Raw genomic sequence first — 22315 nt, forward strand, 5'->3', positions numbered from 1 at the left:
CGTCGAATCAGGCCCCACGGACCGAGCATGACAGCTGGGAACCCACGCGACGCAGACCCGCTGACCGGGCCGGCCGCACCAGGTGACGGGCGAAGTTCCCGACCTGATGGGCGCATATCGTGCACGCTTGGTATCCCGACGGCCATGCCAGCGGCGGCACCCGTGCGGTGCCGCCGCAACCTTGTCCGGGGCCCGCCCGGCCCGCGCTACGCAGCGCCCCGCTGAAGGGCCTCGCAGACCGCCACGCTCTCCCGTACGCCCAGGCCCACGGCCCGCCCGCAGTGGGTGATCCACGCCGCCATGCCCTCCGGCGTCCCGGAGGCGTAGCCCCGCAGCGCCTTCAGGTACTCCGCGCGCCCCAGTTCGGCGTGGCCGACCTCGGCCGGGCAGATGGACTTGGGGTCCAGGCCGCTGCCGACGAGGACGATGCGCTGCGCGGCCCGCGCCACGATCCCGTTGTACGAACCGAACGGCCGCAGGCTCAGCAGCTCGCCGTGCACGACCGCGGCGATGACCAGCGCGGGCGCCTGGCTGCCCGACAGCAGCAGTTCCGCGAGCCCGTCGAGCCGCGCCACGACCTCCGCGGGTTCGGGCAGCGGGAACTCCGCGTCGTCCAGCAGCGGCTCCTCGACCTTCTCGCCCGTCTGCCGCGGCCGGCCGATCGTCTCGTCCGGCGACGTGCCCCCGGCCGCGACCAGGTGCAGCCGGGCCAGCGCCTGCAGCGGCGACTGCCGCCACACCGAGAGCAACTGGCCGGCCTCGGCGGTCAGCCGCAGCGCGGCGCCGACCGCGCGCGACTCGTCGTCGGCGGAGAAGTCGCTGCGCCGGCGCACCTCTTCCAGCGCCCAGTCGGCCCCGGCGAGCGCCGCGGAACCGCGGGCGCCGCGCAGCGCCGCCTCGGACGTCACCTCGTTGGAGCGGCGGCGCATCACCCGGTGCCCGTAGACCTGGTCGACGGACTTCCGTAGGGAGTCCACGGACTCGGCGACACCGGGGAGCGAACCGAGAACGGCGAGCGGATCAGCTGTCGTACCCATACCCACGACCCTACGCACCCTCGGCCGCGCCCCGGTGGGCGAGTGGGCATCGTCACGCACGCCACGGTCACCCGGGCCGCACCGCGCGGAGGCCCGGAAGGAGCCCCGATGCCCACCCACGGGTGAACTCCCGCCGCGATGCCCGCAGTCGGAGGGACCCGGACACTACCCTTATCGAACATGAAGATCGCTTTCGTCGGAAAGGGCGGCAGCGGCAAGACCACGCTGTCCTCGCTCTTCATCCGTCACCTGGCAGCCGCCCGCGTCCCCGTCGTCGCCGTCGACGCCGACATCAACCAGCACCTCGGCCCGGCGCTCGGCCTCGACGAGGAGGAGGCCGCCGTCCTTCCGGCGATGGGCGCCCGCCTCCCGGAGATCAAGGAGTACCTGCGCGGCGCCAATCCGCGGATCGCGTCCGCCGAAACGATGATCAAGACCACCCCGCCCGGCCAGGGCTCCCGCCTGCTGCGCATCGCCGAGGACAACCCCGTCTACGCCGCCTGCGCCCGCCCCGTCGCCCTCGACGGCGGCGAGGCGCGGCTGATGGTCACCGGTCCCTTCAACGAATCGGACCTGGGTGTGGCCTGCTACCACTCCAAGGTCGGGGCGGTGGAGCTCTTCCTCAACCATCTGGTCGACGGCCGAGGGGAGTACGTCGTCGTCGACATGACGGCCGGCAGCGACTCCTTCGCCTCCGGCATGTTCACCCGCTTCGACATGACCTTCCTGGTCGCCGAGCCGACCCGCAAGGGCGTGGCGGTCTACCGCCAGTACAAGGAGTACGCCCGGGACTTCGGGGTCGCCATGCACGTCGTCGGCAACAAGGTGCAGGGCCCGGACGACCTGGACTTCCTGCGCGCGGAGGTGGGCGAGGACCTGCTGGTCACGGTCGGGCACTCGGACTGGGTCCGCGCCATGGAGAAGGGCCGGCCGCCGCGCTTCGAGGCCCTGGAGGAGCCCAACCGCAACGCGCTGCGGGCGATGCGCGACGCCGCGGACGCCACCTACGAGCACCGGGACTGGGAGCGCTACACCCGCCAGATGGTCCACTTCCACCTGAAGAACGCGGAGAGCTGGGGCAACGCGCGGACCGGCGCCGATCTCGCCTCCCAGGTCGACCCGGGCTTCGTCCTGGGCGAGCGGCGGTTCACCCTCACCGGGTAATCGTTCGTCCGTTCGGGCGAATCTTCATCCAAAGGGCCTTTGTCTGCATTACTCTCCATTTACCGACTCTTGAGAGTAATCACTCCGTCACCATCCGTTGCTCTCAAGGCCGACAGCACCCGCCGCACAGCCGTGACCACGACCGCGTACGCGCACCAGCCGGACGCAGCCGCGCAGCCCCGGAGGAGACGGGAACATGCACGCCACGCCAGAACCGCACACGCAGACGCAGGCCCCGCCGCGGGTTCTGCCACCGCCCCGACCCCGCGCCGATGCCGGGACCGCCGCCGCATGGCGGCACGATGTGTCCGCCTCGATCACCGTCTTCCTGATCGCCGTCCCGCTGTCGCTGGGCATCGCCCTGGCCACCGGCGCCCCGCTGCAGTCCGGGCTGATCGCCGCCGCGGTCGGCGGCATCGTCGCGGGGCTGCTGGGCGGGGCCCCGCTTCAGGTCAGCGGTGCCGCCACCAGCCTGGTGGTGGTCACCGCCGAGCTCGTCCACCGCTACGGCTGGCGTACGACATGCGCCATCACGGTGCTGGCCGGGCTCGCCCAACTCGCCCTGGGAGTCCTGCGGGTGGCCCGGGCGGCGCTCGCTGTCAGCCCGGCGATCGTGCACGGCATGCTGGCCGGCATCGGCGCCGCCATCGCCCTCGCCCAGCTCCATGTCGTGCTCGGCGCCCGCCCGGACAGCTCGGCGCTGGCCAATCTGGCCGCCCTGCCACAGCAGTTGTCGTCCCCCCATCCGGGCGCGCTGCTGATCGGGGCGGTGACGGTGGCCGTACTGATCGGCTGGCCGCGCCTTCCGGGCCGGGCCGGGAAGGCGCTGCGCACGGTCCCGGCGCCGCTCGCCGCCATCGCCGCCGCGACGGCCGCGAGCGTACCCATCGCGCTGCCCCGGGTGGAGCTGCCCGCCTGGCATGCCGTCGCGCTGCCCGGACTGCCGCACGGACCGGCGCTCGGGATCGCCACCGCCGTTCTGACCGTCACCCTGGTCGCGAGCATGGAGTCGCTGCTGTCGGCGGTGGCGATCGACAAGCTGCGCTCCGGACGCGCGGAGCCCGGGGACGGCACCCCGGCCCGGCTCAACCGGGAGCTGCTCGGGCAGGGCGCGTCCAATGTGGTGTCGGGCCTGCTCGGCGGACTGCCGGTGGCCGGCGGCGCGATCCGGGGTTCGGCGAACGTGGCCGCGGGCGCGCGGACGCGCCGGGCCACGGTCCTGCACGGGGTGTGGGTGCTGCTCTGCGCCGGGCTGCTGGCCGGGCTGCTGGAGCACGTCCCGCTCGCCGCGCTCGCCGCCCTGGTCATGGTGGTCGGGGTGAAGATGGTGAGCTTCGCCCACATCAAGCACGTCCAGCGGCACCGGGAGTTCCCGGTGTACGCGGCGACGCTCGGCTCCGTGGTGCTGTTCGGCGTGCTGGAGGGGGTCATGACCGGCATCGCCGTCGCCGTCTTCCTGTCGCTGCGCCGGCTGACCCACACCCGGATCACCGTGACCGAGGAGTCCGGGGTCCACCAAGTGCACGTGCGGGGGCAGTTGACCTTCCTCGCGGTGCCCCGGCTGACCCGCACCCTGGCGGAGGTGCCGGACGGCGTCAGCGCGGTGATCACGCTGGACGGCTCGTTCATGGACCACGCGGCGTACGAGTCGCTGCAGTTGTGGTGCGACGGGCACCGGGCGCGCGGCGGCTGGGCGACCCTCACGGGCCGGTCGGGCTCGCCGATCTCCGTCCCGGCGAGCACGCACGCCTGCCGCCCCTGGACGCCTTGGCGCAACCACCACTGCACGAAGCCGGACACGGAGGCGGGGGCCGCCGGGCAGCTGGTGGGGGGCCTGAGCGCCTTCCAGCGCAACACGGCGCCGCTGGTCAGGGACGAGCTGGCGCGGCTCGCCCGTGAAGGGCAGCGGCCCACCCAGCTCTTCCTCACCTGCGCCGACTCACGCCTGGTCACCAGCATGATCACCTCGAGCGGGCCCGGCGACCTGTTCACCGTGCGCAATGTGGGCAATCTGATGCCGCCGCCCGGCGGCGACGCCTCCTGCGATTCGGTGGGCGCCGCCATCGAGTACGCGGTGGAGGTGCTGAAGGTCGGCAGCATCACCGTGTGCGGGCACTCGGGGTGCGGTGCCATGCAGGCGCTGCTCGGCGGGGCGGGCCACGAGCCGGGCGCGCAGACCCCGCTGGCCCGATGGCTCCGCCACGGCCGGCCGAGCCTGTCCCGCATGGAGCGGATCGGCCGACTCGGCCGCGGCGAGGTCGCCCTCGCCGACCGCCCGGTGGCCGACGACCTCGAACGGCTCTGCCTCGTCAACGTGGTGCAGCAGCTGGACCACCTGATGGCCCATGCCTGTGTCGCCCGCAGGGTGGCCGAGGGCTCCCTCCAGCTGCACGGCATGTACTTCCATGTCGCCGAGGCCCAGGCCTACGTCCTGGACGCCGGGACCGGCACGTTCGCCGCCGTCCGGCCGGAGGTGCTCGACGCGGTGTGAACGGGCCCGCCCACCCGGGGCGGCCCCGCGACGTCCGGCCCGCCGGGTACCGCCCGGGCGGGCCGGGCCCCTGTCCGCAGACGCCGCAATGACAGGTCTAAACCAATAATTGCCGCGAACCCTTGTCATCCCGCCCCTCCGGCTGGTGAGCTATGGCCTGGGACACAAGAGGACACCCTGCGAAGGAGCACGGCGTGAGCAACGAGAGCCTGGCCAACCTTTTGAAGGAGGAGCGCCGGTTCGCTCCGCCCGCCGAGCTGGCGGCCGGTGCCAATGTGACCGCGGAGGCCTACCAGCAGGCCGGTGACGACCGACTGGGCTTCTGGGCGACGCAGGCACGCCGGCTGACCTGGGCGAAGGAGCCGACCGAGACCCTGGACTGGTCCAACCCGCCGTTCGCCAAGTGGTTCGCCGACGGCACCTTGAACGTGGCGTACAACTGTGTCGACCGGCATGTCGAGGCCGGCAACGGCGACCGGGTGGCGATCCATTTCGAGGGCGAGCCCGGCGACGGCCGGGCCATCACCTACGCGGAGCTCAAGGACGAGGTGAGCCGTGCCGCGAACGCCCTGACCGAGCTGGGCGTGGAGTCCGGCGACCGGGTCGCGATCTACATGCCCATGATCCCCGAGACCGTCGTGGCGATGCTGGCCTGCGCCCGCGTCGGCGCCGCGCACTCGGTGGTCTTCGGCGGCTTCTCCGCCGACGCGCTGGCCGCCCGCATCGACGACGCCGACGCCAAGGTGGTCATCACCGCCGACGGCGGCTACCGCCGCGGCAAGCCGTCCGCCCTGAAGCCCGCCGTGGACGACGCGGTCGGCCGCGCCGGCGGCGTGGAGAAGGTGCTGGTCGTACGGCGCACCGGCCAGGAGGTCGCGTGGACCGAGGGCCGCGACGTGTGGTGGCACGAGATCGTCGACCGGCAGTCCGCCGAGCACAGCCCGGAGGCCTTCGAGGCCGAGCACCCGCTCTTCATCCTCTACACCTCCGGCACCACCGGTAAGCCCAAGGGCATCCTGCACACCTCGGGCGGCTACCTGACGCAGGCCTCCTACACCCACCACGCGGTCTTCGACCTGAAGCCGGAGACCGACGTCTACTGGTGCACCGCCGACGTCGGCTGGGTCACCGGCCACTCGTACATCGTCTACGGCCCGCTGGCCAACGGCGCCACCCAGGTGCTGTACGAGGGCACCCCCGACACCCCGCACCAGGGCCGCTTCTGGGAGATCGTGCAGAAGTACGGGGTCACCATCCTCTACACCGCCCCCACGGCGATCCGCACCTTCATGAAGTGGGGCGACGACATCCCCGCGAAGTTCGACCTGTCCTCGCTGCGCGTCCTGGGCAGCGTCGGCGAGCCGATCAACCCCGAGGCGTGGATCTGGTACCGCGAGCACATCGGCGGCGGCCGCTGCCCGATCGTGGACACCTGGTGGCAGACCGAGACCGGCGCCATGATGATCTCCCCGCTGCCCGGCGTGACGGAGACCAAGCCCGGCTCCGCCCAGCGCGCGCTGCCCGGCATCTCCGCGACCGTCGTGGACGACGAGGCCAGCGAGGTGCCCGACGGCTCCGGCGGCTACCTCGTCCTCACCGAGCCGTGGCCGTCGATGCTCCGCACCATCTGGGGCGACGACCAGCGCTACCTGGACACCTACTGGTCCCGTTTCGAGGGCCGCTACTTCGCCGGCGACGGCGCGAAGAAGGACGACGACGGCGACATCTGGCTGCTGGGCCGGGTCGACGACGTCATGCTCGTCTCGGGCCACAACATCTCCACGACCGAGGTCGAGTCGGCCCTCGTCTCGCACCCGAAGGTCGCGGAAGCGGCCGTGGTCGGCGCCACCGACGCCACCACCGGCCAGGCCATCGTCGCCTTCGTCATCCTGCGCGGCACCGCCGCGGCCGAGGACGGCGAGGAGCTGATCGCCGAGCTGCGCGACCACGTCGCCAAGACCCTCGGCCCGATCGCCAAGCCCAAGCGGATCCTCACGGTGGCCGAACTGCCCAAGACCCGCTCCGGCAAGATCATGCGGCGTCTGCTGCGCGACGTCGCGGAGAACCGGGAGCTCGGCGACGTCACCACGCTGACCGACTCCACGGTCATGGACCTGATCCAGACGAAGCTCCCGAGCGCCGCCGCCGAGGACTGATCCGGACCCGGTCACCGCGGGAGAATCACCGCAGGCGAAGAGGCCCCCCGCCGGGGGCCTCTTCGCTGCTCCCCGCCATGCGCGCACACCCTGCGACGAGTGCCGATTGTCCGTAATGTGAACCACGCCGGAGATCCGGCGCCCGTCCGACGGACTGCCGAACGCGCCGGAAACGCGCCAGTGGACCGGGGCGTGCCGGGAAGTCCGGTCGGCAAGGTGATCCGCCGTGCCGAGCCCGACCGGAGGTCCACCCCGTGAGCGCGACCAACCGCCGCCGTTCCGTCTTCCTCGGGCGCATGCCGCTTCCCGAGCGGAACTACGTGGCCGATGCGCTGCGCACGGAGACCGTGGGCGGCGTCATCCTGCTGCTCGCCACCGTCGTCGCGCTGATCTGGGCGAACAGTCCGGTGAACGCCTCGTACGAGTCCACCGTCGTCCACCACTTCGGCCCCTCGGCGCTCCATCTGAACCTGTCGGTGTCGCACTGGGCGGCGGACGGGCTGTTGACGGTCTTCTTCTTCGTCGCCGGCATCGAGCTCAAGCGCGAACTCGTCACGGGTGAGCTGCGCACTCCCTCGGCGGCGGCGCTCCCCGTCATCGCCGCGGTCTGCGGCATGGCCGCGCCGGCGGTCGTGTACGCGGTGGTCAACGCGGTCGGCCGGGGGGGTTCCATGCAGGGCTGGGCGGTGCCGACGGCGACCGACATCGCGTTCGCGCTGGCGGTGCTGGCCGTGCTCGGCACCTCGCTGCCGTCCGCGCTGCGCGCCTTCCTGCTCACCCTCGCGGTCGTGGACGACCTCTTCGCCATCCTGATCATCGCGATCTTCTTCACCTCGGGCATCAACCTCGTCGCCCTGGCCCTGGCCCTCGCCGGGCTCGTCCTGTTCTGGCTGCTGCTCCGCCTGGAGGTGCACGGCTGGTACGTCTACATGCCGCTGGCGCTGGTCAACTGGGCGCTGATGCACGCCAGCGGCGTGCACGCCACGATCGCGGGTGTCGCGATGGGCCTGATGCTGCGCTGCCACCGCCGCGAGGGCGAGCGGGAGTCCCCCGGGGAGCGGATCGAGCACCTCGTACGGCCGCTCTCGGCGGGTCTGGCGGTGCCGCTGTTCGCGCTCTTCTCGGCCGGGGTGCCGATCGCCGGCAACGCGGTGGCCGGGGTGTTCACCCGGCCGGAGACGCTGGGCGTGGTGCTCGGCCTGGTCGTCGGCAAGACGGTCGGCGTCTTCGGCGGAACATGGCTGGCGGCGCGTTTCACCCGTGCGGAGCTCAACCCTGACCTGGCCTGGGCCGATGTGCTGGCCGTCGCCACCCTCGCGGGGATCGGCTTCACGGTCTCGCTGCTCATCGGGGAACTGGCCTTCGAGGGCGATCAGGTGCTGACGGAGGAGATCAAGGCGGCCGTCCTGCTGGGCTCGTTCATATCGGCGGTGCTCGCCGCGGTCCTGCTGAAACTGCGCAACAGCAAGTACCGCCGCATGTGCGAGGACGAGGAGCGCGACGAGGACCGGGACGGGGTCCCCGACGTCTACGAGTGGGCGAACCCCGAGTTCCATCTGCGCATGGCCGCGATCCACGAGGCGAAGGCCGCCGAGCACCGCAGGCTCGCGGAAGTGGCGCGCTCCCGGGGCACCGGCGAGGATGAGTCGGGCATGATCGGGGGGTAACCCGATTGCCCCGAATGACGACTGACGAAGCATGACGACGACGGAGGACGCGATGAGCCCAGCGGACGAGCCCCTGAACGCGGGCGTGACCGTGAGCGCGAACGGAAGCCGCAGCCTCGGTCAGCTCTTCGCCTCGGCGACGGCGGATCTGTCCGAGCTGGTCCACGAGGAGATCGCCCTCGCCAAGGCGGAACTCCGGCAGGACGTCAAGCGCGCCGGCATGGGCGGCGGCGCGGTGGGCGCGGCCGGCATCCTGGCGCTCTTCTCCCTGCCGGTGCTCAGCTTCGCGGCGGCGTACGGCATCCACAACCTGGGGCTGGGCCTGGCCTGGTCGTTCCTCATCGTCGGTGCCGCGTACCTGGTGCTGGCCGGTCTGCTGGGCCTGATGGCGCGCTCGAAGTTCAAGAAGATCAAGAAGCCGGAGCGCAGCATCGCCTCGGCGAAGGAGACCGCGGCGGTGCTGCAGGGCGTCAAGCCGCACCCGCGAAGCACCCCCTCCGGCGGGACGGGGGCCACGGTGGACGTCAAGGTGTGACACGCTCAGTGCATGACGTTCGCTGATAGTTCCTCGGTGGTGCGGACCGACGGGCCCTGGACCCACCGGGACGTCGCCGCGAACGGTGCCCGCTTCCACATCGCCGAACTCGGCGACGGACCCCTGGTGCTGCTGCTGCACGGCTTCCCGCAGTTCTGGTGGACCTGGCGGCACCAGCTGACCGCGCTCGCCGACGCGGGCTTCCGCGCGGTCGCGATGGACCTGCGCGGGGTGGGCGGCAGCGACCGCACACCGCGCGGCTACGACCCCGCGAACCTCGCGCTCGACGTCACCGGCGTGATCCGCTCGCTGGGCGAGCCGGACGCCGCTCTGGTCGGGCACGACCTCGGCGGTTACCTCGCCTGGACGGCGGCGGCGATGCGGCCCAAACTCGTCCGGCGTCTCGCGGTGTGCTCCATGCCGCATCCGCGGCGCTGGCGCGCGGCGATGCTGTCGGACCTGCGGCACAGCGCGGCCGGCGGTTACGTGTGGGGCTTCCAGCGGCCGTGGATCCCGGAGCGGCAGCTGGTCGCGGACGACGCCGCGCTGGTCGGACGGCTGCTGCGGGACTGGTCCGGCCCGCGCCTGCCGGAGGACGAGACGGTGGACGTCTACCGCCGGGCGATGCTCATCCCGTCGACGGCGCACTGCTCGATCGAGCCGTACCGCTGGATGGTGCGTTCGCTGGCACGGGTGGACGGCTTCCAGTTCAACCGCCGCATGAAGCGGCCGGTGCGGGTGCCCACGCTCCATCTGCACGGCTCGCTCGACCCGGCGATGCGGGCCCGTCACGCGGCGGGCAGCGGGGAGTACGTGGAGGCGCCGTACCGGTGGCGGCTGTTCGACGGGCTGGGGCACTTCCCGCACGAGGAGGATCCGGCACTGTTCTCGGCCGAGCTGATCAACTGGCTCAAGGACCCCGAACCGGATCGTTAATCTCGTATGACCATCGGCCAAATGCCGGACGCATAGGCCAACTGATGGAGCGCCAGGCGATTACGGACCATGGACCCCGGGCAGACAGCTCGGTATGGGCTGGACGCACGACTACCGTGACGTGTCACGCGACCGCCGCGCCAACGGAGCGCGGATCACCACCGGGACGCAGGCCCCGGACCACCGGTCCGGAGGCTCCCGACTCGGCATTCCCCATATCCTCAGGCGCCGCGCACGCTGGGTGGGCGCCCGCCTGAGGCACACCCGCGGCGACTGACCCCGCGGCACCGTCGCCGGCCGGCCCGGCTCCCCGGAGGGCCTACAGGGCGCAGCCCTGGGTGTCGACCTGCCGGTTCGCCGTACGCCCGGCCCGGACGTCCGGCTGGACCTCGTCCGCCGTCAGGGCGTAGCCGGTGTCCGCGTCGTCGAGGGACTTGGCGAAGACCACGCCGTACACCCGCCCGTCGGGGGTGAGCAGCGGTCCGCCGGAGTTGCCCTGGCGCACCAGGGTGTACAGCGAGTAGACGTCGCGGTCGACGGTGCCCCGGTGGTAGATGTCCGGGCCGGAGGCGGGGATGCGACCGCGCACCCGGGCGGCCCGTACGTCGAAGCCGCCGTTCTCCGGGAAGCCGGCGACGATCGCGTCGTCGCGCGACCGCGCGTCGGTGGCGCTGAAGGACAACGCGGGTGCGTCCAGGGACGGTACGTCGATGACCGCGATGTCGCGCTGCCAGTCGTAGAGCACCACCTTGCCGTCGTAAACCCGGCCCTCGCCGCCGATCTGCACGGTGGGGTTGTCGACGCCGCCGACGACATGGGCGTTGGTCATCACCCGGTGCCGCGCGAAGACGAAGCCGGTGCCCTCCAGCACCTTGCCGCAGCTCGGCGCCGTGCCGACGACCTTGACGATGCTGCGCCGGGCGCGGCCGGCGACCGCGCTGTTGGCGAGCGCCGGGTCCGGGGCCGGGACGGCGGTGATCGGCTCGTTGCCGAACGGCGAGAAGACCTGGGGCAGTCCGTTCTGCGCGAGCACCGAACTGAAGTCGGCGAACCAGTTGTCGGCGTCACGCGGCACGATCTGCGCCACCCCCAGCAGCACCCGCGAGGAGCGGACCTCACGGCCGAGGCTCGGCAGCGTGGTCGTGGTGGCGAGCGCGGCACCGATGAGCCAGGCGACCAGCAGCATCGCCAGGACGTTGACCAGGGCGCCGCCGATGGCGTCGATCGCCCGCGCCGGTGACCAGCTGATGTGCGTGCGGACCTTGTTGCCCAGATGCGTGGTGAACGCCTGGCCCACCGACGCGCACACGATGATCAGCACGACGGCGGCGACCACGGCCACCGTGCCGGGCGCGGCGTTGTCGGTGACCGCGTTCCAGATCGCGGGCAGCACGTAGACGGCGATCAGTCCGCCGCCCAGGAACCCGACCACCGACATCACGCCGACGATGAATCCCTGGCGGTAGCCCACGATCGCGAACCACACGGCGGCCAGCAGGAGCACGATGTCCAGCACATTCACCCGGACACCGTCTCATGGAGGATCAACCCAGCGGGACCGTCTTTGCACGATCCCAGGGTCGTTCCCAGCCCGCGAAGTGCAGGATCCGGTCGATCAGACCGGCGGTGAACCCCCACACCAGGGCCCCTTCCACCAGGAAGGCGGGCCCCTGCATGCCGCTGGGGTGCGTCACGGTGGCGCGGTTGGCGGGGTCGGTGAGATCCGCCACGGGAACCGTGAACACTCGTGCCGTTTCCGCCGGATCGACCGCGCCCACCGGTGACGGCGTACGCCACCAGCCGAGGACCGGCGTCACGACGAAGCCGCTCACCGGGATGTAGAGCCGGGGGAGCACCCCGAAGATCTGCACCCCCGACGGGTCGAGGCCGGTCTCCTCCCAGGCCTCGCGCAGGGCGGCCCGCAGCGGGCCCTCGTCCTCCGGGTCGCCGTCCTCCGGGTCGAGCGCGCCGCCGGGGAAGGAGGGCTGCCCGGCGTGCGAGCGCAAGGAGGCCGCCCGCTCCATCAGGAGCAGCTCGGGCCCCTCTCCGTCGCCGCCCGCGCCGAGGAGGATGAGGACGGCGGACGGCCGGCCCCCGGTCGTCGGCGGCAGGAAGCGGCTGAGCTGCTCGGGCCGTACGGCGTCGACCGCGCGGACCACCGGATCGAGCCAGGACGGCAGCCCGTCGCGGTCCACCGCGACGCCGTCGATATCGGGTCGTGCCTGCGTCACTCCACCTCCAGCGGCGGCGCCGCGCGGCCAGGGAATCCCGGCGGCGGCTTCAACCGCTGGCCGGGGCCGCCGCCCATCTCGTACTTCAGCAGCTTCTTCGCCTTCTCAGGATCCGTCTCGCCCTCTCCGTACGCCGGGCACAGCGGGGCGATCGGGCAGACGCCGCAGGCGGGGCGGCGGGCGTGGCACATCCGGCGGCCGTGGAAGACCAGGCGGTGCGAGACCATCGTCCACTCGCTCTTCGGAAAGATCGCCATGATGTCCTGCTCGATCTTCTCCGGCTCCTTCGCGGTGGTCCAGCCGAAGCGGTGGACCAGCCGCTGGAAGTGGGTGTCCACGGTGAGGCCGGGGACGCCGAAGGCGTTGCCGAGCACGACGTTGGCCGTCTTGCGGCCCACGCCGGGGAGCTTCACCAGGTCCTCCAGTCTGCCCGGCACCTCGCCGCCGAAGGTGTCGCGGAGCGCCGCTGACAGGCCGAGCAGCGCCCGCGCCTTGGCGCGGAAGAAGCCGGTGGGGCGGAGGATCTGCTCCAGCTCCTCCGGGTCAGCCGCCGCCAACTCCTCCGGCGTCGGGTACTTCGCGAACAGCGCGGGGGTGGTCTGGTTGACCCTCAGGTCGGTCGTCTGGGCCGAGAGCACGGTGGCGACGAGCAACTGGAACGGGTTCTCGAAGTCGAGCTCGGGGTGGGCGTAGGGGTAGAGCTCGGCGAGTTCGCGGTTGATCCGGCGGGCCCGGCGGACCATCGCGAGCCGCGACTCGGGCTTGCGGGACGTCCGCGCGCGGCCGGCGGAGGTCTTCCCGGCGCTCTGTTCGCTCACAGCGGAATCCGCGGGGGCGGTCACCCTCTTGGCCCCGCCACCCTGCAGTTTCTTCTGCGCACTTGGCGTATCGGACACCCGGCCAGCCTAAGCCTCGCCACCGACAATCGCCCCGGAGAGCCGCGATCCGGCCCCCAAACGGACCCCCGGGGCACAATCCCACGAGCACATAAGACAGACTTGTGATTGATCGCACTGTTTTGCTGTCGGGCATGATGGGGACCGACCCAGCGATGTCGACAAGGAGAGAGCTCGTGGACGACGTTCTGCGGCGCGCACCGCTTTTCGCGGCGCTCGACGATGAGCAGGCCGCTGAACTGCGCGCCTCCATGACGGAGGTCACGCTCGCGCGTGGCGACTCGCTGTTCCACGAGGGGGAACCCGGGGACCGGCTGTACGTCGTCACCGAGGGCAAGGTGAAGCTGCACCGCACCTCGCCCGACGGCCGCGAGAACATGCTCGCCGTCGTCGGCCCCGGCGAGCTGATCGGTGAGCTGTCGCTCTTCGACCCCGGCCCGCGCACGGCCACCGCCACCGCGCTGACCGAGGTCAAGCTGCTCGGCCTCGGCCACGGCGACCTCCAGCCGTGGCTCAACGCCCGCCCCGAGGTCTCCACCGCTCTGCTGCGCGCCGTCGCCCGGCGCCTGCGGCGCACCAACGACGTCATGTCCGACCTGGTCTTCTCCGATGTCCCGGGCCGCGTCGCCAAGGCGCTGCTGGACCTGTCGCGCCGCTTCGGCGTGCAGTCCGAGGAGGGCATCCACGTCGTCCACGACCTCACGCAGGAAGAGCTCGCCCAGCTGGTGGGCGCCTCCCGCGAGACCGTGAACAAGGCCCTCGCCGACTTCGCGGGCCGCGGCTGGCTGCGCCTGGAGGCGCGGGCGGTCATCCTGCTGGACGTCGAGCGGCTGGCCAAGCGCTCGCGCTGACGCCGGTACGCGTGCGAAGGGGCGCCCACCCGGAGGTGGGCGCCCCTTCGCGTGTCCCGGACGCGGTGGGGCCGCGCGGGCGCCGTCAGATCAGCCCGTGCTCCAGGAGGTAGTCCAGCTGCGCCCGCACCGACATCTCGGCCGCCGGCCACAGGGCGCGGTCGACGTCCGCGTAGACGTGGGCCACGACCTCGGAAGGGGTCTTCAGACCTCCCTCGACGGCCGTCTCGACCTGGGCGAGGCGGTGGGCGCGGTGGGCGAGGTAGAACTCGACCGCGCCCCGGGCGTCGGTGAGGACCGGCCCGTGGCCCGGCAGGACGGTGGCGACGCTGCCGTCCATCGTGAGCGCCTGCAGCCGGCGCAGGGAGTCCAGGTAGTCGCCCAGGCGCCCGTCGGGGTGGGCGACGACCGTGGTGCCGCGGCCGAGCACGGTGTCACCGGTCAGCACGGCCCGATCGGCCGGCAGGTGGAAGGAGAGCGAGTCCGCGGTGTGCCCGGGGGTGGGCACGACGCGCAGCTCCAGACCGCCGGTGGTGACGACGTCCCCCGCGGCGAGGCCCTCGTCGCCCAGGCGCAGCGCCGGGTCCAGGGCGCGCACCGGCGTACCGGTCAGCTCGGCGAACCGGCCCGCGCCCTCGGCGTGGTCCGGATGGCCGTGGGTGAGCAGGGTGAGGGCGATCCGCTTGCCGAGGGAGTGCGCGGTGGACACGACGTTGTTCAGGTGGCCGTCGTCGAGCGGTCCGGGGTCGATGACGACGGCGAGCTCGGAGTCCGGTTCCGAGACGATCCAGGTGTTGGTGCCTTCCAGCGTCATCGGCGAGGGATTCGGCGCGAGCACGCACACCGCGCGGGCGGTCGCCCGCCCGCCGATCTCCCCGTGGGGCTTGCCGGGCTGCAGGGCCGAGGTCATTCGCCGGCTCCAATGCGCTTCGTGAACTCTTCGTGGCCGGGCCAGGTCAGGACGATCTCCTCGCCCACGAGCGCGGCCCGTGCCAGGACCGGGGTGAGGTCGCGCCCGGCCGTGGCGCCGTCGAGGGCCGCTCCCGCCGAGTCGTACGGCAGCAGCTCCCGCAGCGTCGCGACGGTCGGCGGCAGCATGATCATCTCGCCGCGGTCGTAGCCGCCGACGGCCTCGGCGGGCCGTACCCACACCGTGCGGTCCGCCTCGCCCGACACGTCGCGGGTGCGCTGGCCGTACGGCAGCGCGGTCACGAAGAACCACGTGTCGTAGCGGCGCTCCTCGAACTCCGGGGTGATCCAGCGGGCCCACGGACCGAGCAGGTCGGAGCGGAGCACCAGGGCGCGGCGGTCGAGGAAGTCGGCGAACGACAGATCCCGCGAGACCAGGGCGCGGCGTTCGGCCTCCCACTCCTCGCCGGTCGTGTCCTCGACGACGGAGGTCCCGTCGGGGCCGGCCAGCAGCACGCCGGACTCCTCGAAGGTCTCGCGCACGGCCGCGCACACGATCGCCTGTGCCGACGCGGGGTCCAGGCCCTCGCCCAGCCGGGCGGCCCAGGCCTCCGGTGAGGGCCCGGCCCAGGCCACGGGGCGCTCGTCGCGCGGGTCCACACCGCCGCCGGGATACGCGTACGCGCCCGCGGCGAAGGCCATCGAGGCCCGCCGGCGCAGCATGTGCACGGCTGGGCCGGCATCGGTGTCCCGCAGCAGGAGGACGGTCGCCGCCCGGCGCGGCACGACGGGCTCCAGGGTCCCCGCGGCCAGGGCCCGGATGCGGTCGGGCCAGCTCGCCGGGAACCACTGGCCGTTCGTGGTGGTCATGGGGCGGATGCTATGCGCTTCCGCGGGGATGTTCGATAGGGCCCGGCCCGTGCGGGCCCTGGAACCCGTCGTCACATCGGCTCCCCCTCGGCGCCCGAAGGGCGGCCCCTGCGGGCCCCGCGGCTCCCCCGGCTCCGCTGCGGGAGCCCCCGAGTGCTGTCCGCCGCAAGGCGCAGAGTCGTCCTCGTAGTGGGCTACTCGGACGATCCGGGAACACAGCGTGAGGGCATGACCGGCCGAGTACCGGGGGAGTCGCGGGGTGGGGGCACCCCCGGCCGAAGCTCGGCGGAGGGAATGCGACGACAGGCTCCACGACCCCTCCGGTGGCCGGGGCGGCGGGGCCCCGGCCGGAGGGGTGCGGGACGTCAGTCCTCGATCTCGACCTGGATCTCGACCTCGACCGGCGCGTCCAGCGGCAGGACGGCCACACCGACGGCGCTGCGGGCGTGCACGCCCTTCTCGCCGAGGACCTCGCCGAGCAGTTCGCTCGCGCCGTTGACGACGGCCGGCTGCCCGGTGAAGTCGGGGGCGGAGGCGACGAAGCCGACGACCTTGACGACGCGCTTGACACGGTCCAGGTCACCGACGACGGAATGGACGGCGGCCAGGGCGTTGAGCGCGCAGGTGCGGGCGAGCTGCCTGGCCTCGTCCGCGGTGACCTCGGCACCGACCTTGCCGGTGCAGGTCAGCTTGCCCTCGACGAGCGGCAGCTGGCCCGCGGTGTAGACGTACGCCCCGGACCGTACGGCCGGTACGTACGCGGCGAGCGGCGCGGCCACCGCGGGGAGCTTCAGCCCCAGCTCCGCGAGCCGCTGCTCGACGGCGCTCACGCGTTCTTCTCCCGCTTGAAGTACGCCACCAACTGCTCGGGGTTGTTGGGGCCGGGCACGACCTGGACGAGCTCCCAGCCGTCCTCGCCCCAGGTGTCCAGAATCTGCTTCGTCGCGTGCACCAGCAGCGGCACGGTCGCGTATTCCCACTTCGTCATGAGGGGACTGTAATGCCTGGCACAGCCCCGCCCCCGCGTAGCCCCGCCCTCAACTGGTTAGGCTCGCAGGTGTGAGGCTCCACATCGTGACGGGCAAGGGCGGCACGGGCAAGACGACCGTCGCCGCGGCGTTGGCGCTCGCCCTCGCCGCCGAGGGGCGGCGCACTCTCCTGACGGAGGTGGAGGGGCGGCAGGGCATCGCCCAGCTCTTCGAGACCGAGGCCCTCCCCTACGAGGAGCGCAAGATCGCCGTGGCACCGGGCGGCGGGGAGGTGTACGCACTCGCCATCGACGCCGAACAGGCGCTGCTGGACTACCTCGACATGTTCTACAAGCTCGGCCGGGCCGGCCGGGCCCTGAAGAAGCTGGGCGCGATCGACTTCGCCACCACCGTGGCCCCGGGGCTGCGCGACGTCCTGCTGACCGGCAAGGTCTGCGAGGCGGTCCGCCGCAAGGACCGCGCCGGCTGGCGGGCGTACGACGCGGTGGTGCTGGACGCGCCGCCCACCGGGCGGATCACCCGCTTCCTCAACGTCAACGACGAGGTCGCCGGGCTGGCCCGGTTCGGCCCGATACACAATCAGGCGCAGGCCGTGATGGGGGTGATGAAGTCCCCGGAGACGGCGGTGCACCTGGTCACCCTCCTGGAGGAGATGCCGGTCCAGGAGACCGTGGACGGCGCGGCGGAGCTGCGCGAGGCCGGGCTGCCGACCGGCGCCGTGGTCATCAACATGGTGCGACCGGTGGTGATGGACGGAGCGGCGGTGGCCGCGGCGCGCGACGAGCAGCGCACCTCGATCGCCAAGGCGCTCTCCCAGGCCGGACTGGGCGGCGCGCGCCGCGGCGGCCTGGCGGAGCGGCTCATCGACCCGCTGCTGGCGCAGGCCCACGAACACGCCGAACGCGTGGCCCTCGAACGCGCCCAGCGCGAGGAACTGGCCGCACTCGGGCTGCCCGCGTACGAGCTGGAGCTGATGGGCGACGGTGTCGATCTCGGCGGGTTGTACAGATTGGCTGAAAATCTGCGGAAGCAGGGGCTGGGGGTCGCATGAGCCTGGAGAGTCCGGTATTGGACATCGACCTCCTGATCGACGATCCGAAGACCCGGATCGTCGTCTGCTGCGGCTCGGGCGGGGTCGGCAAGACGACGACGGCGGCGGCCCTGGGCGTGCGCGCCGCCGAGCGCGGCCGCAAGGCCGTCGTGCTGACCATCGACCCGGCACGCCGGCTGGCGCAGTCCATGGGGCTCACGGAGCTCGACAACACCCCGCGCAGGGTGGCCGGCATCGACGAGTCCTCGGGCGGCGAGCTGCACGCGATGATGCTCGACATGAAGCGGACCTTCGACGAGGTCGTGCTGCAGCACACGGACGAGGAGCGGGCCCGGGCCATCCTGGACAACCCCTTCTACCAGTCGCTCTCCGCGGGCTTCGCGGGCACGCAGGAGTACATGGCCATGGAGAAGCTGGGCCAGCTGCGCGCGCTCGGCGCGTGGGACCTGATCATCGTGGACACCCCGCCGAGCCGGTCGGCGCTGGACTTCCTGGACGCGCCCAAGCGGCTGGGATCCTTTCTGGACGGGCGCTTCATCCGGCTGCTGATGGCCCCGGCGAAGGTCGGCGGGCGCGCCGGCGTGAAGTTCCTGAACGTCGGGATGTCGATGATGACCGGCACGCTCAGCAAGGTCATGGGCGCGCACCTGCTGCGCGACGTGCAGACCTTCGTGGCGGCGATGGACTCGATGTTCGGCGGCTTCCGCTCCCGGGCGGACGCCACGTACAAGCTGCTCCAGGCGAACGGGACCGCGTTCCTGGTGGTGGCCGCGCCGGAGCGGGACGCGCTGCGGGAGGCCTCGTACTTCGTGGAGCGGCTGGCGGCGGAGAACATGCCGCTCGCGGGACTGGTGCTGAACCGCGTGCACGGCAGCGGCGCGGCGCGCCTCACGGCGGAGCGGGCGCTGGCGGCGGCGGAGGCCCTGGAAGACCTGGACGACCAGGAGGCCCCGGACGCCGCCGACGACGACCCGGCGGCCGACGACCCGCCAACTCCCCAGCTGACCGGGGAGTTTGACGAATCCGCAGAAAATCTTCAAAGCACCGGCATTGTGGATCAGCCCGGCGGGAAGGCTGGACTCCGTACGGGCGACGGCGGCGAAGGGACCCCCAGTACGGACAGTGCGGACACGACCTCTCCCGAATCGCCCACCGGCTCCCCGGCGGGTTCCGCGCCCGGCACGGGGCGACCCACGGAGCCGCTGGACGCCGACCGCCTGGCCGCGGGCCTGCTGCGCCTGCACGCCGAACGAATGCAGCTGGTCGCGCGCGAGCGGCGCACCCGTGATCGCTTCGTCTCCGTCCACCCCGACGTGCCGATGGTGGACGTCGCCGCCCTGCCGGGCGACGTGCACGACCTCGAGGGCCTGCGCGCGATCGGCGAACGACTCGCGCAGGGTCAGCCGACGGCGGCGTAGTCGTTGTAGTCGTCGCCGTAGCCCTCGTCGCCGAGCGGGAGCACTCCGGTGCTGCGCTCGTACTCCGTGCGCGCCGTCTCCAGCAGCCGGCGCCACGAGGTGACCGTGGGACGCCGGCGCAGCAGCGCTCTGCGCTCCCGCTCGGTCATGCCGCCCCAGACGCCGAACTCGACGCGGTTGTCCAGAGCGTCGGCCAGGCACTCGGTGCGTACCGGGCACCCGGTGCACACCGCCTTGGCCCTGTTCTGGGCCGCTCCCTGGACGAAAAGTTCATCCGGATCCGTCGTGCGGCACGCGGCCTGCGTACTCCAGTCCGTAACCCAGCTGCTCATGCTGGCGCCGTCCTCTCCCGAATCGAGGCTCCCCCACGGCGGCAAGCGGCATATTCACCGTTGCCAGTTGAGGACGTTACGGAAGGTGGGCACGACGCAACAGCCCTTTCAGGCCCAATCTTGAATGGCCCGAACGGACTATGGGTACGCGGCAGATCACCCGACGGAGTGAGCCGACGACAGAATGGGCGAATCGCCTCAAAACGGTCAGCTCGCCTCTTCCAGGTCCCGAGATCCAGGTCATATGGCTGGCATATGACAGGAATTCGGGCAGTTCTCATCACCCACAAGAGTGAGGACGGAAGACAGACGTGTGCGCAGTGTTCGCGCCTGTCTGTTACAGACTAGGCGAACAAGCATGCCCACGTCTTGAGAATGGCAACGTAAGCTGCACCCCATGGGTCACAAGCGATCGCGCCCCACCAGCAGCGGTGGCACCAGCACCGCCCAGCAGGCCGCCAAGTTCCTGGGAGTCAGCGTCCTGGCCGGCGTCGTGCTGGCCGGTATCGCCCTGCCCGCGGCCGGGGCGCTCGGACTGAGCGCCAAGGGCACCGCGGCCGGCTTCGATTCCCTGCCCGGCGAGCTGAAGCGCCCGCCGCTCTCCCAGAGCACCCAGATCCTGGACTCCAAGGGCGGCCTGATCGCGAACGTGTACTCCCGCGACCGCAAGGTCGTGGGGCTCGACAAGATCAGCAAGTCGATGCAGCAGGCCATCGTCGCCATCGAGGACGCCCGCTTCTACGAGCACGGCGCCATCGACGTCAAGGGCATCCTGCGCGCGCTCAACAAGAACGCCCAGGAGGGCGGTGTCTCCGAGGGCGCCTCCACCTTGACCCAGCAGTACGTGAAGAACGTCTTCGTCGAGGAGGCCGGCAACGACCCGACCAAGGTCGCCCAGGCCACCCAGCAGACCCTCGGTCGCAAGATCAAGGAGATGAAGTACGCCATCCAGCTCGAGCAGGAGCTGGGGAAGAAGAAGATCCTCGAGAACTACCTCAACATCACCTTCTTCGGCGAGCAGGCGTACGGGGTCGAGTCCGCCGCCAAGCGCTACTTCAGCAAGTCCGCCAAGGACCTGTCGCTGAACGAGTCCGCCCTGCTGGCGGGCCTGGTCCAGTCGCCCAGCCGCTACGACCCCGTCAACGACCCGCAGGAGGCCAAGAAGCGCCGCGACGTGGTGCTGCAGCGCATGGCCGACCTGAAGGTCATCACCCAGGCGGAGGCCGACACCGCCAAGCAGAAGCCGCTCGGCCTCAAGGTCAGCCAGCCCAAGAACGGCTGCATCACCGCCGTCAGCGGCGCCGGCTTCTTCTGCGACTACGTGCGTGAGGTCTTCCTCACCGACAAGACCTTCGGTGCGACCAAGGCCGAGCGCGCCAAGCGCTGGGACCAGGGCGGCCTCACCATCCGCACCACCCTCGACCCCAAGGCCCAGCAGGCCGTCCAGAGCTCGATCACCGACCACGTGCACCGCAGCGACGACGTCGCCACGGCCGTGACGCTGGTCAAGCCGGGCACGGGCGAGATCGTCGGAATGGGCCAGTCCCGCCCGTACGGCTTCAAGAAGAACCAGACCCAGATCAACCTCTCGGTCAACCAGGCCATGGGCGGCGGCGTCGGCTACCAGCCCGGATCGACCTTCAAGCCGATCACCGCGGCCGCGGCCATAGAGCAGGGCACCGACCCGTCGACCACCTACCCGTCGCCGTACAAGATGCCGTACCCGAGCCCGGTCACGACGTGCGGCGGCAACTGGGTCAACACCGAGGGCAGCACGGTCGAGAACGAGAACGAGTCCGAGAAGGGCCCGTACTCGATGCGGGAGGCGACCGCCAAGTCGGTCAACACCTACTACGTCCAGCTGATCAGCGACATCGGCGTCTGCCCGGTGGTCGACATGGCCAAGTCGATGGGCATCCAGCGGGCCAACGGCAAGAAGCTCAGCCAGGTGCCCTCGCTCACCCTGGGCACCCAGGAGGTCTCGCCGCTGACCATGGCGAACGCCTACGCCACCTTCGCCAACAAGGGCATCTACTGCACCCCGGTCGCCATCAAGTCGATCACCGACGCCGACGGCAAGAAGCTCGACGTCCCGCGCAGCGAGTGCAAGCGGGCCATGTCCGAGCAGACCGCCTCCACCCTGAACACCCTGCTCAAGGGCGTGGTCGAGGACGGCACCGGCCAGCAGGCGGGCCTGACCGACCGGGACAGCGCGGGCAAGACCGGTACCACCGACAGCCGCTACGCCGCCTGGTTCGTCGGCTACACCTCCGACCTGGCCGGCGCGGTCTGGGTGGGCGACCCGGCCCACAAGCGCCAGATGACCAACATCACCATCGGCGGCGTCTACCACGCCAAGGTCTTCGGCGCCGACACCCCGGGCCCGATCTGGAAGGACGCCATGTCCGGCGCCCTGGCCGGCACGACCTCCGCGAACCTGCCGACCGTCTTCATCCGCGAGCCCGAGAAGCCGCGCGACGACAAGGGCGACCACCGCGGCAACGACAACGGCAACGGCGGGAACGACGGCTTCTTCGGCGGCATCCTCGGCGGTGACACGCTGGGCGCCGACGGGACCAACGGCTTCACCACCGGCGGCGGCAACGGCCGCAGCGGCGGGAACAACGGGACCGGCGGCCCCGGCCCGGGCTAGGCGGGCCCGCACCAGTGACGCCGAAGGGGCGCCAGGAGGCCACCTTCACCAACGGCGGCGGCACCTGGGACAACAACGGCGGCGCCAACTACCAACTGGGCACGGGCACCATCACCGTCAAGGACGGAG

20 protein-coding genes and 1 pseudogene are annotated in these 22315 nt (G+C 71.7%); 12 read left to right on the plus strand and 9 right to left on the minus strand.

Features of this window, described 5'->3' with window-relative positions; genetic code table 11:
• Positions 1-206: 206 nt before the first annotated feature.
• A complete protein-coding gene (locus ACWDAS_RS39620; RefSeq protein WP_450400630.1) occupies positions 207-1037 on the minus strand; it encodes an oxidoreductase in 831 nt (276 codons plus the stop codon).
• Positions 1038-1217: 180 nt separating this feature from the next.
• On the opposite strand from ACWDAS_RS39620, the gene ACWDAS_RS39625 reads away from it, so the two are divergent.
• From ACWDAS_RS39625 to ACWDAS_RS39655, 7 genes are all read left to right on the plus strand, one after another.
• Complete coding sequence (locus ACWDAS_RS39625; protein ID WP_450400632.1) at positions 1218-2201, plus strand: ATP-binding protein; 984 nt, start codon at positions 1218-1220, stop codon at positions 2199-2201.
• A gap of 196 nt (positions 2202-2397) precedes the next feature.
• On the plus strand, positions 2398-4692 hold the full coding sequence (locus ACWDAS_RS39630; RefSeq protein WP_450400633.1) for a SulP family inorganic anion transporter: 2295 nt from the start codon (positions 2398-2400) through the stop codon (positions 4690-4692).
• A gap of 194 nt (positions 4693-4886) precedes the next feature.
• Positions 4887-6848, plus strand: coding sequence for an acetate--CoA ligase (gene acs, locus ACWDAS_RS39635; RefSeq protein ID WP_450400635.1), 1962 nt, complete (start codon positions 4887-4889; stop codon positions 6846-6848).
• A 296-nt stretch (positions 6849-7144) separates the two neighbouring features.
• Positions 7145-8515, plus strand: coding sequence for a Na+/H+ antiporter NhaA (gene nhaA, locus ACWDAS_RS39640; RefSeq protein WP_450400661.1), 1371 nt, complete (start codon positions 7145-7147; stop codon positions 8513-8515).
• Between the two features lie 52 nt (positions 8516-8567).
• Positions 8568-9050: a phage holin family protein gene (locus ACWDAS_RS39645; RefSeq protein WP_450400637.1), complete on the plus strand. Its 483-nt coding sequence runs from the start codon at positions 8568-8570 to the stop codon at positions 9048-9050.
• 12 nt (positions 9051-9062) lie between these two features.
• On the plus strand, positions 9063-9986 hold the full coding sequence (locus ACWDAS_RS39650; protein ID WP_450400638.1) for an alpha/beta fold hydrolase: 924 nt from the start codon (positions 9063-9065) through the stop codon (positions 9984-9986).
• Positions 9987-10080: 94 nt separating this feature from the next.
• Entirely contained in the window at positions 10081-10263 is a 183-nt protein-coding gene (locus ACWDAS_RS39655; RefSeq protein WP_450400640.1) for a hypothetical protein, read from the plus strand.
• A 42-nt stretch (positions 10264-10305) separates the two neighbouring features.
• On the opposite strand, the gene ACWDAS_RS39660 is transcribed toward ACWDAS_RS39655, so the two are convergent.
• The 3 genes from ACWDAS_RS39660 to nth are packed head-to-tail and all read right to left on the minus strand — an operon-like array spanning position 10306 to position 13035.
• The gene (locus ACWDAS_RS39660) at positions 10306-11508 is read right to left on the minus strand and encodes a MarP family serine protease (RefSeq protein ID WP_450400642.1); all 1203 of its coding nucleotides are present in this window, start codon (positions 11506-11508) and stop codon (positions 10306-10308) included.
• Positions 11509-11530: 22 nt separating this feature from the next.
• Positions 11531-12217 (minus strand): NUDIX hydrolase, encoded by a 687-nt coding sequence (locus ACWDAS_RS39665; RefSeq protein WP_450400644.1) that lies wholly within the window; start codon positions 12215-12217, stop codon positions 11531-11533.
• Positions 12214-13035 (minus strand): endonuclease III, encoded by an 822-nt coding sequence (gene nth / locus ACWDAS_RS39670; RefSeq protein ID WP_450400646.1) that lies wholly within the window; start codon positions 13033-13035, stop codon positions 12214-12216. Before nth ends, ACWDAS_RS39665 begins: the two co-directional genes overlap by 4 nt.
• Positions 13036-13289: 254 nt before the next feature.
• On the opposite strand from nth, the gene ACWDAS_RS39675 reads away from it, so the two are divergent.
• A complete protein-coding gene (locus tag ACWDAS_RS39675; protein ID WP_431950174.1) occupies positions 13290-13964 on the plus strand; it encodes a Crp/Fnr family transcriptional regulator in 675 nt (224 codons plus the stop codon).
• An 85-nt stretch (positions 13965-14049) separates the two neighbouring features.
• On the opposite strand, the gene ACWDAS_RS39680 is transcribed toward ACWDAS_RS39675, so the two are convergent.
• The 4 genes from ACWDAS_RS39680 to ACWDAS_RS39695 form a co-directional block, all read right to left on the minus strand.
• Entirely contained in the window at positions 14050-14874 is an 825-nt protein-coding gene (locus tag ACWDAS_RS39680) for an MBL fold metallo-hydrolase (protein WP_450400647.1), read from the minus strand.
• Complete coding sequence (locus ACWDAS_RS39685) at positions 14871-15743, minus strand: NUDIX hydrolase (RefSeq protein WP_450400649.1); 873 nt, start codon at positions 15741-15743, stop codon at positions 14871-14873. Before ACWDAS_RS39685 ends, ACWDAS_RS39680 begins: the two co-directional genes overlap by 4 nt.
• Positions 15744-16108: 365 nt before the next feature.
• Complete coding sequence (locus tag ACWDAS_RS39690) at positions 16109-16573, minus strand: RidA family protein (protein WP_450400651.1); 465 nt, start codon at positions 16571-16573, stop codon at positions 16109-16111.
• The gene (locus tag ACWDAS_RS39695; RefSeq protein WP_450400653.1) at positions 16570-16731 is read right to left on the minus strand and encodes a DUF4177 domain-containing protein; all 162 of its coding nucleotides are present in this window, start codon (positions 16729-16731) and stop codon (positions 16570-16572) included. The genes ACWDAS_RS39690 and ACWDAS_RS39695 overlap by 4 nt, the downstream gene beginning before the upstream one ends.
• A 71-nt stretch (positions 16732-16802) precedes the next feature.
• On the opposite strand from ACWDAS_RS39695, the gene ACWDAS_RS39700 reads away from it, so the two are divergent.
• Together ACWDAS_RS39700 and ACWDAS_RS39705 are read left to right on the plus strand one after the other, a co-directional pair.
• Entirely contained in the window at positions 16803-17783 is a 981-nt protein-coding gene (locus tag ACWDAS_RS39700) for an ArsA-related P-loop ATPase (RefSeq protein WP_450400655.1), read from the plus strand.
• Entirely contained in the window at positions 17780-19201 is a 1422-nt protein-coding gene (locus ACWDAS_RS39705; protein ID WP_450400656.1) for an ArsA family ATPase, read from the plus strand. The genes ACWDAS_RS39700 and ACWDAS_RS39705 overlap by 4 nt, the downstream gene beginning before the upstream one ends.
• On the opposite strand, the gene ACWDAS_RS39710 is transcribed toward ACWDAS_RS39705, so the two are convergent.
• A complete protein-coding gene (locus tag ACWDAS_RS39710; RefSeq protein ID WP_450400658.1) occupies positions 19183-19533 on the minus strand; it encodes a WhiB family transcriptional regulator in 351 nt (116 codons plus the stop codon). The two genes, ACWDAS_RS39705 and ACWDAS_RS39710, sit on opposite strands and share 19 nt — an antisense overlap.
• 397 nt (positions 19534-19930) lie before the next feature.
• Here ACWDAS_RS39710 and ACWDAS_RS39715 point away from each other — a divergent pair, with 397 nt between their 5' ends.
• Positions 19931-22186, plus strand: a complete 2256-nt coding sequence (locus ACWDAS_RS39715) for a transglycosylase domain-containing protein (protein WP_450400660.1) — start codon at positions 19931-19933, stop codon at positions 22184-22186.
• A 35-nt stretch (positions 22187-22221) separates the two neighbouring features.
• Positions 22222-22315, plus strand: a pseudogene (locus ACWDAS_RS39720) (carbohydrate binding domain-containing protein); the annotation flags it as partial.

It is taken from the genome of Streptomyces sp. NPDC001070 (assembly GCF_053598835.1).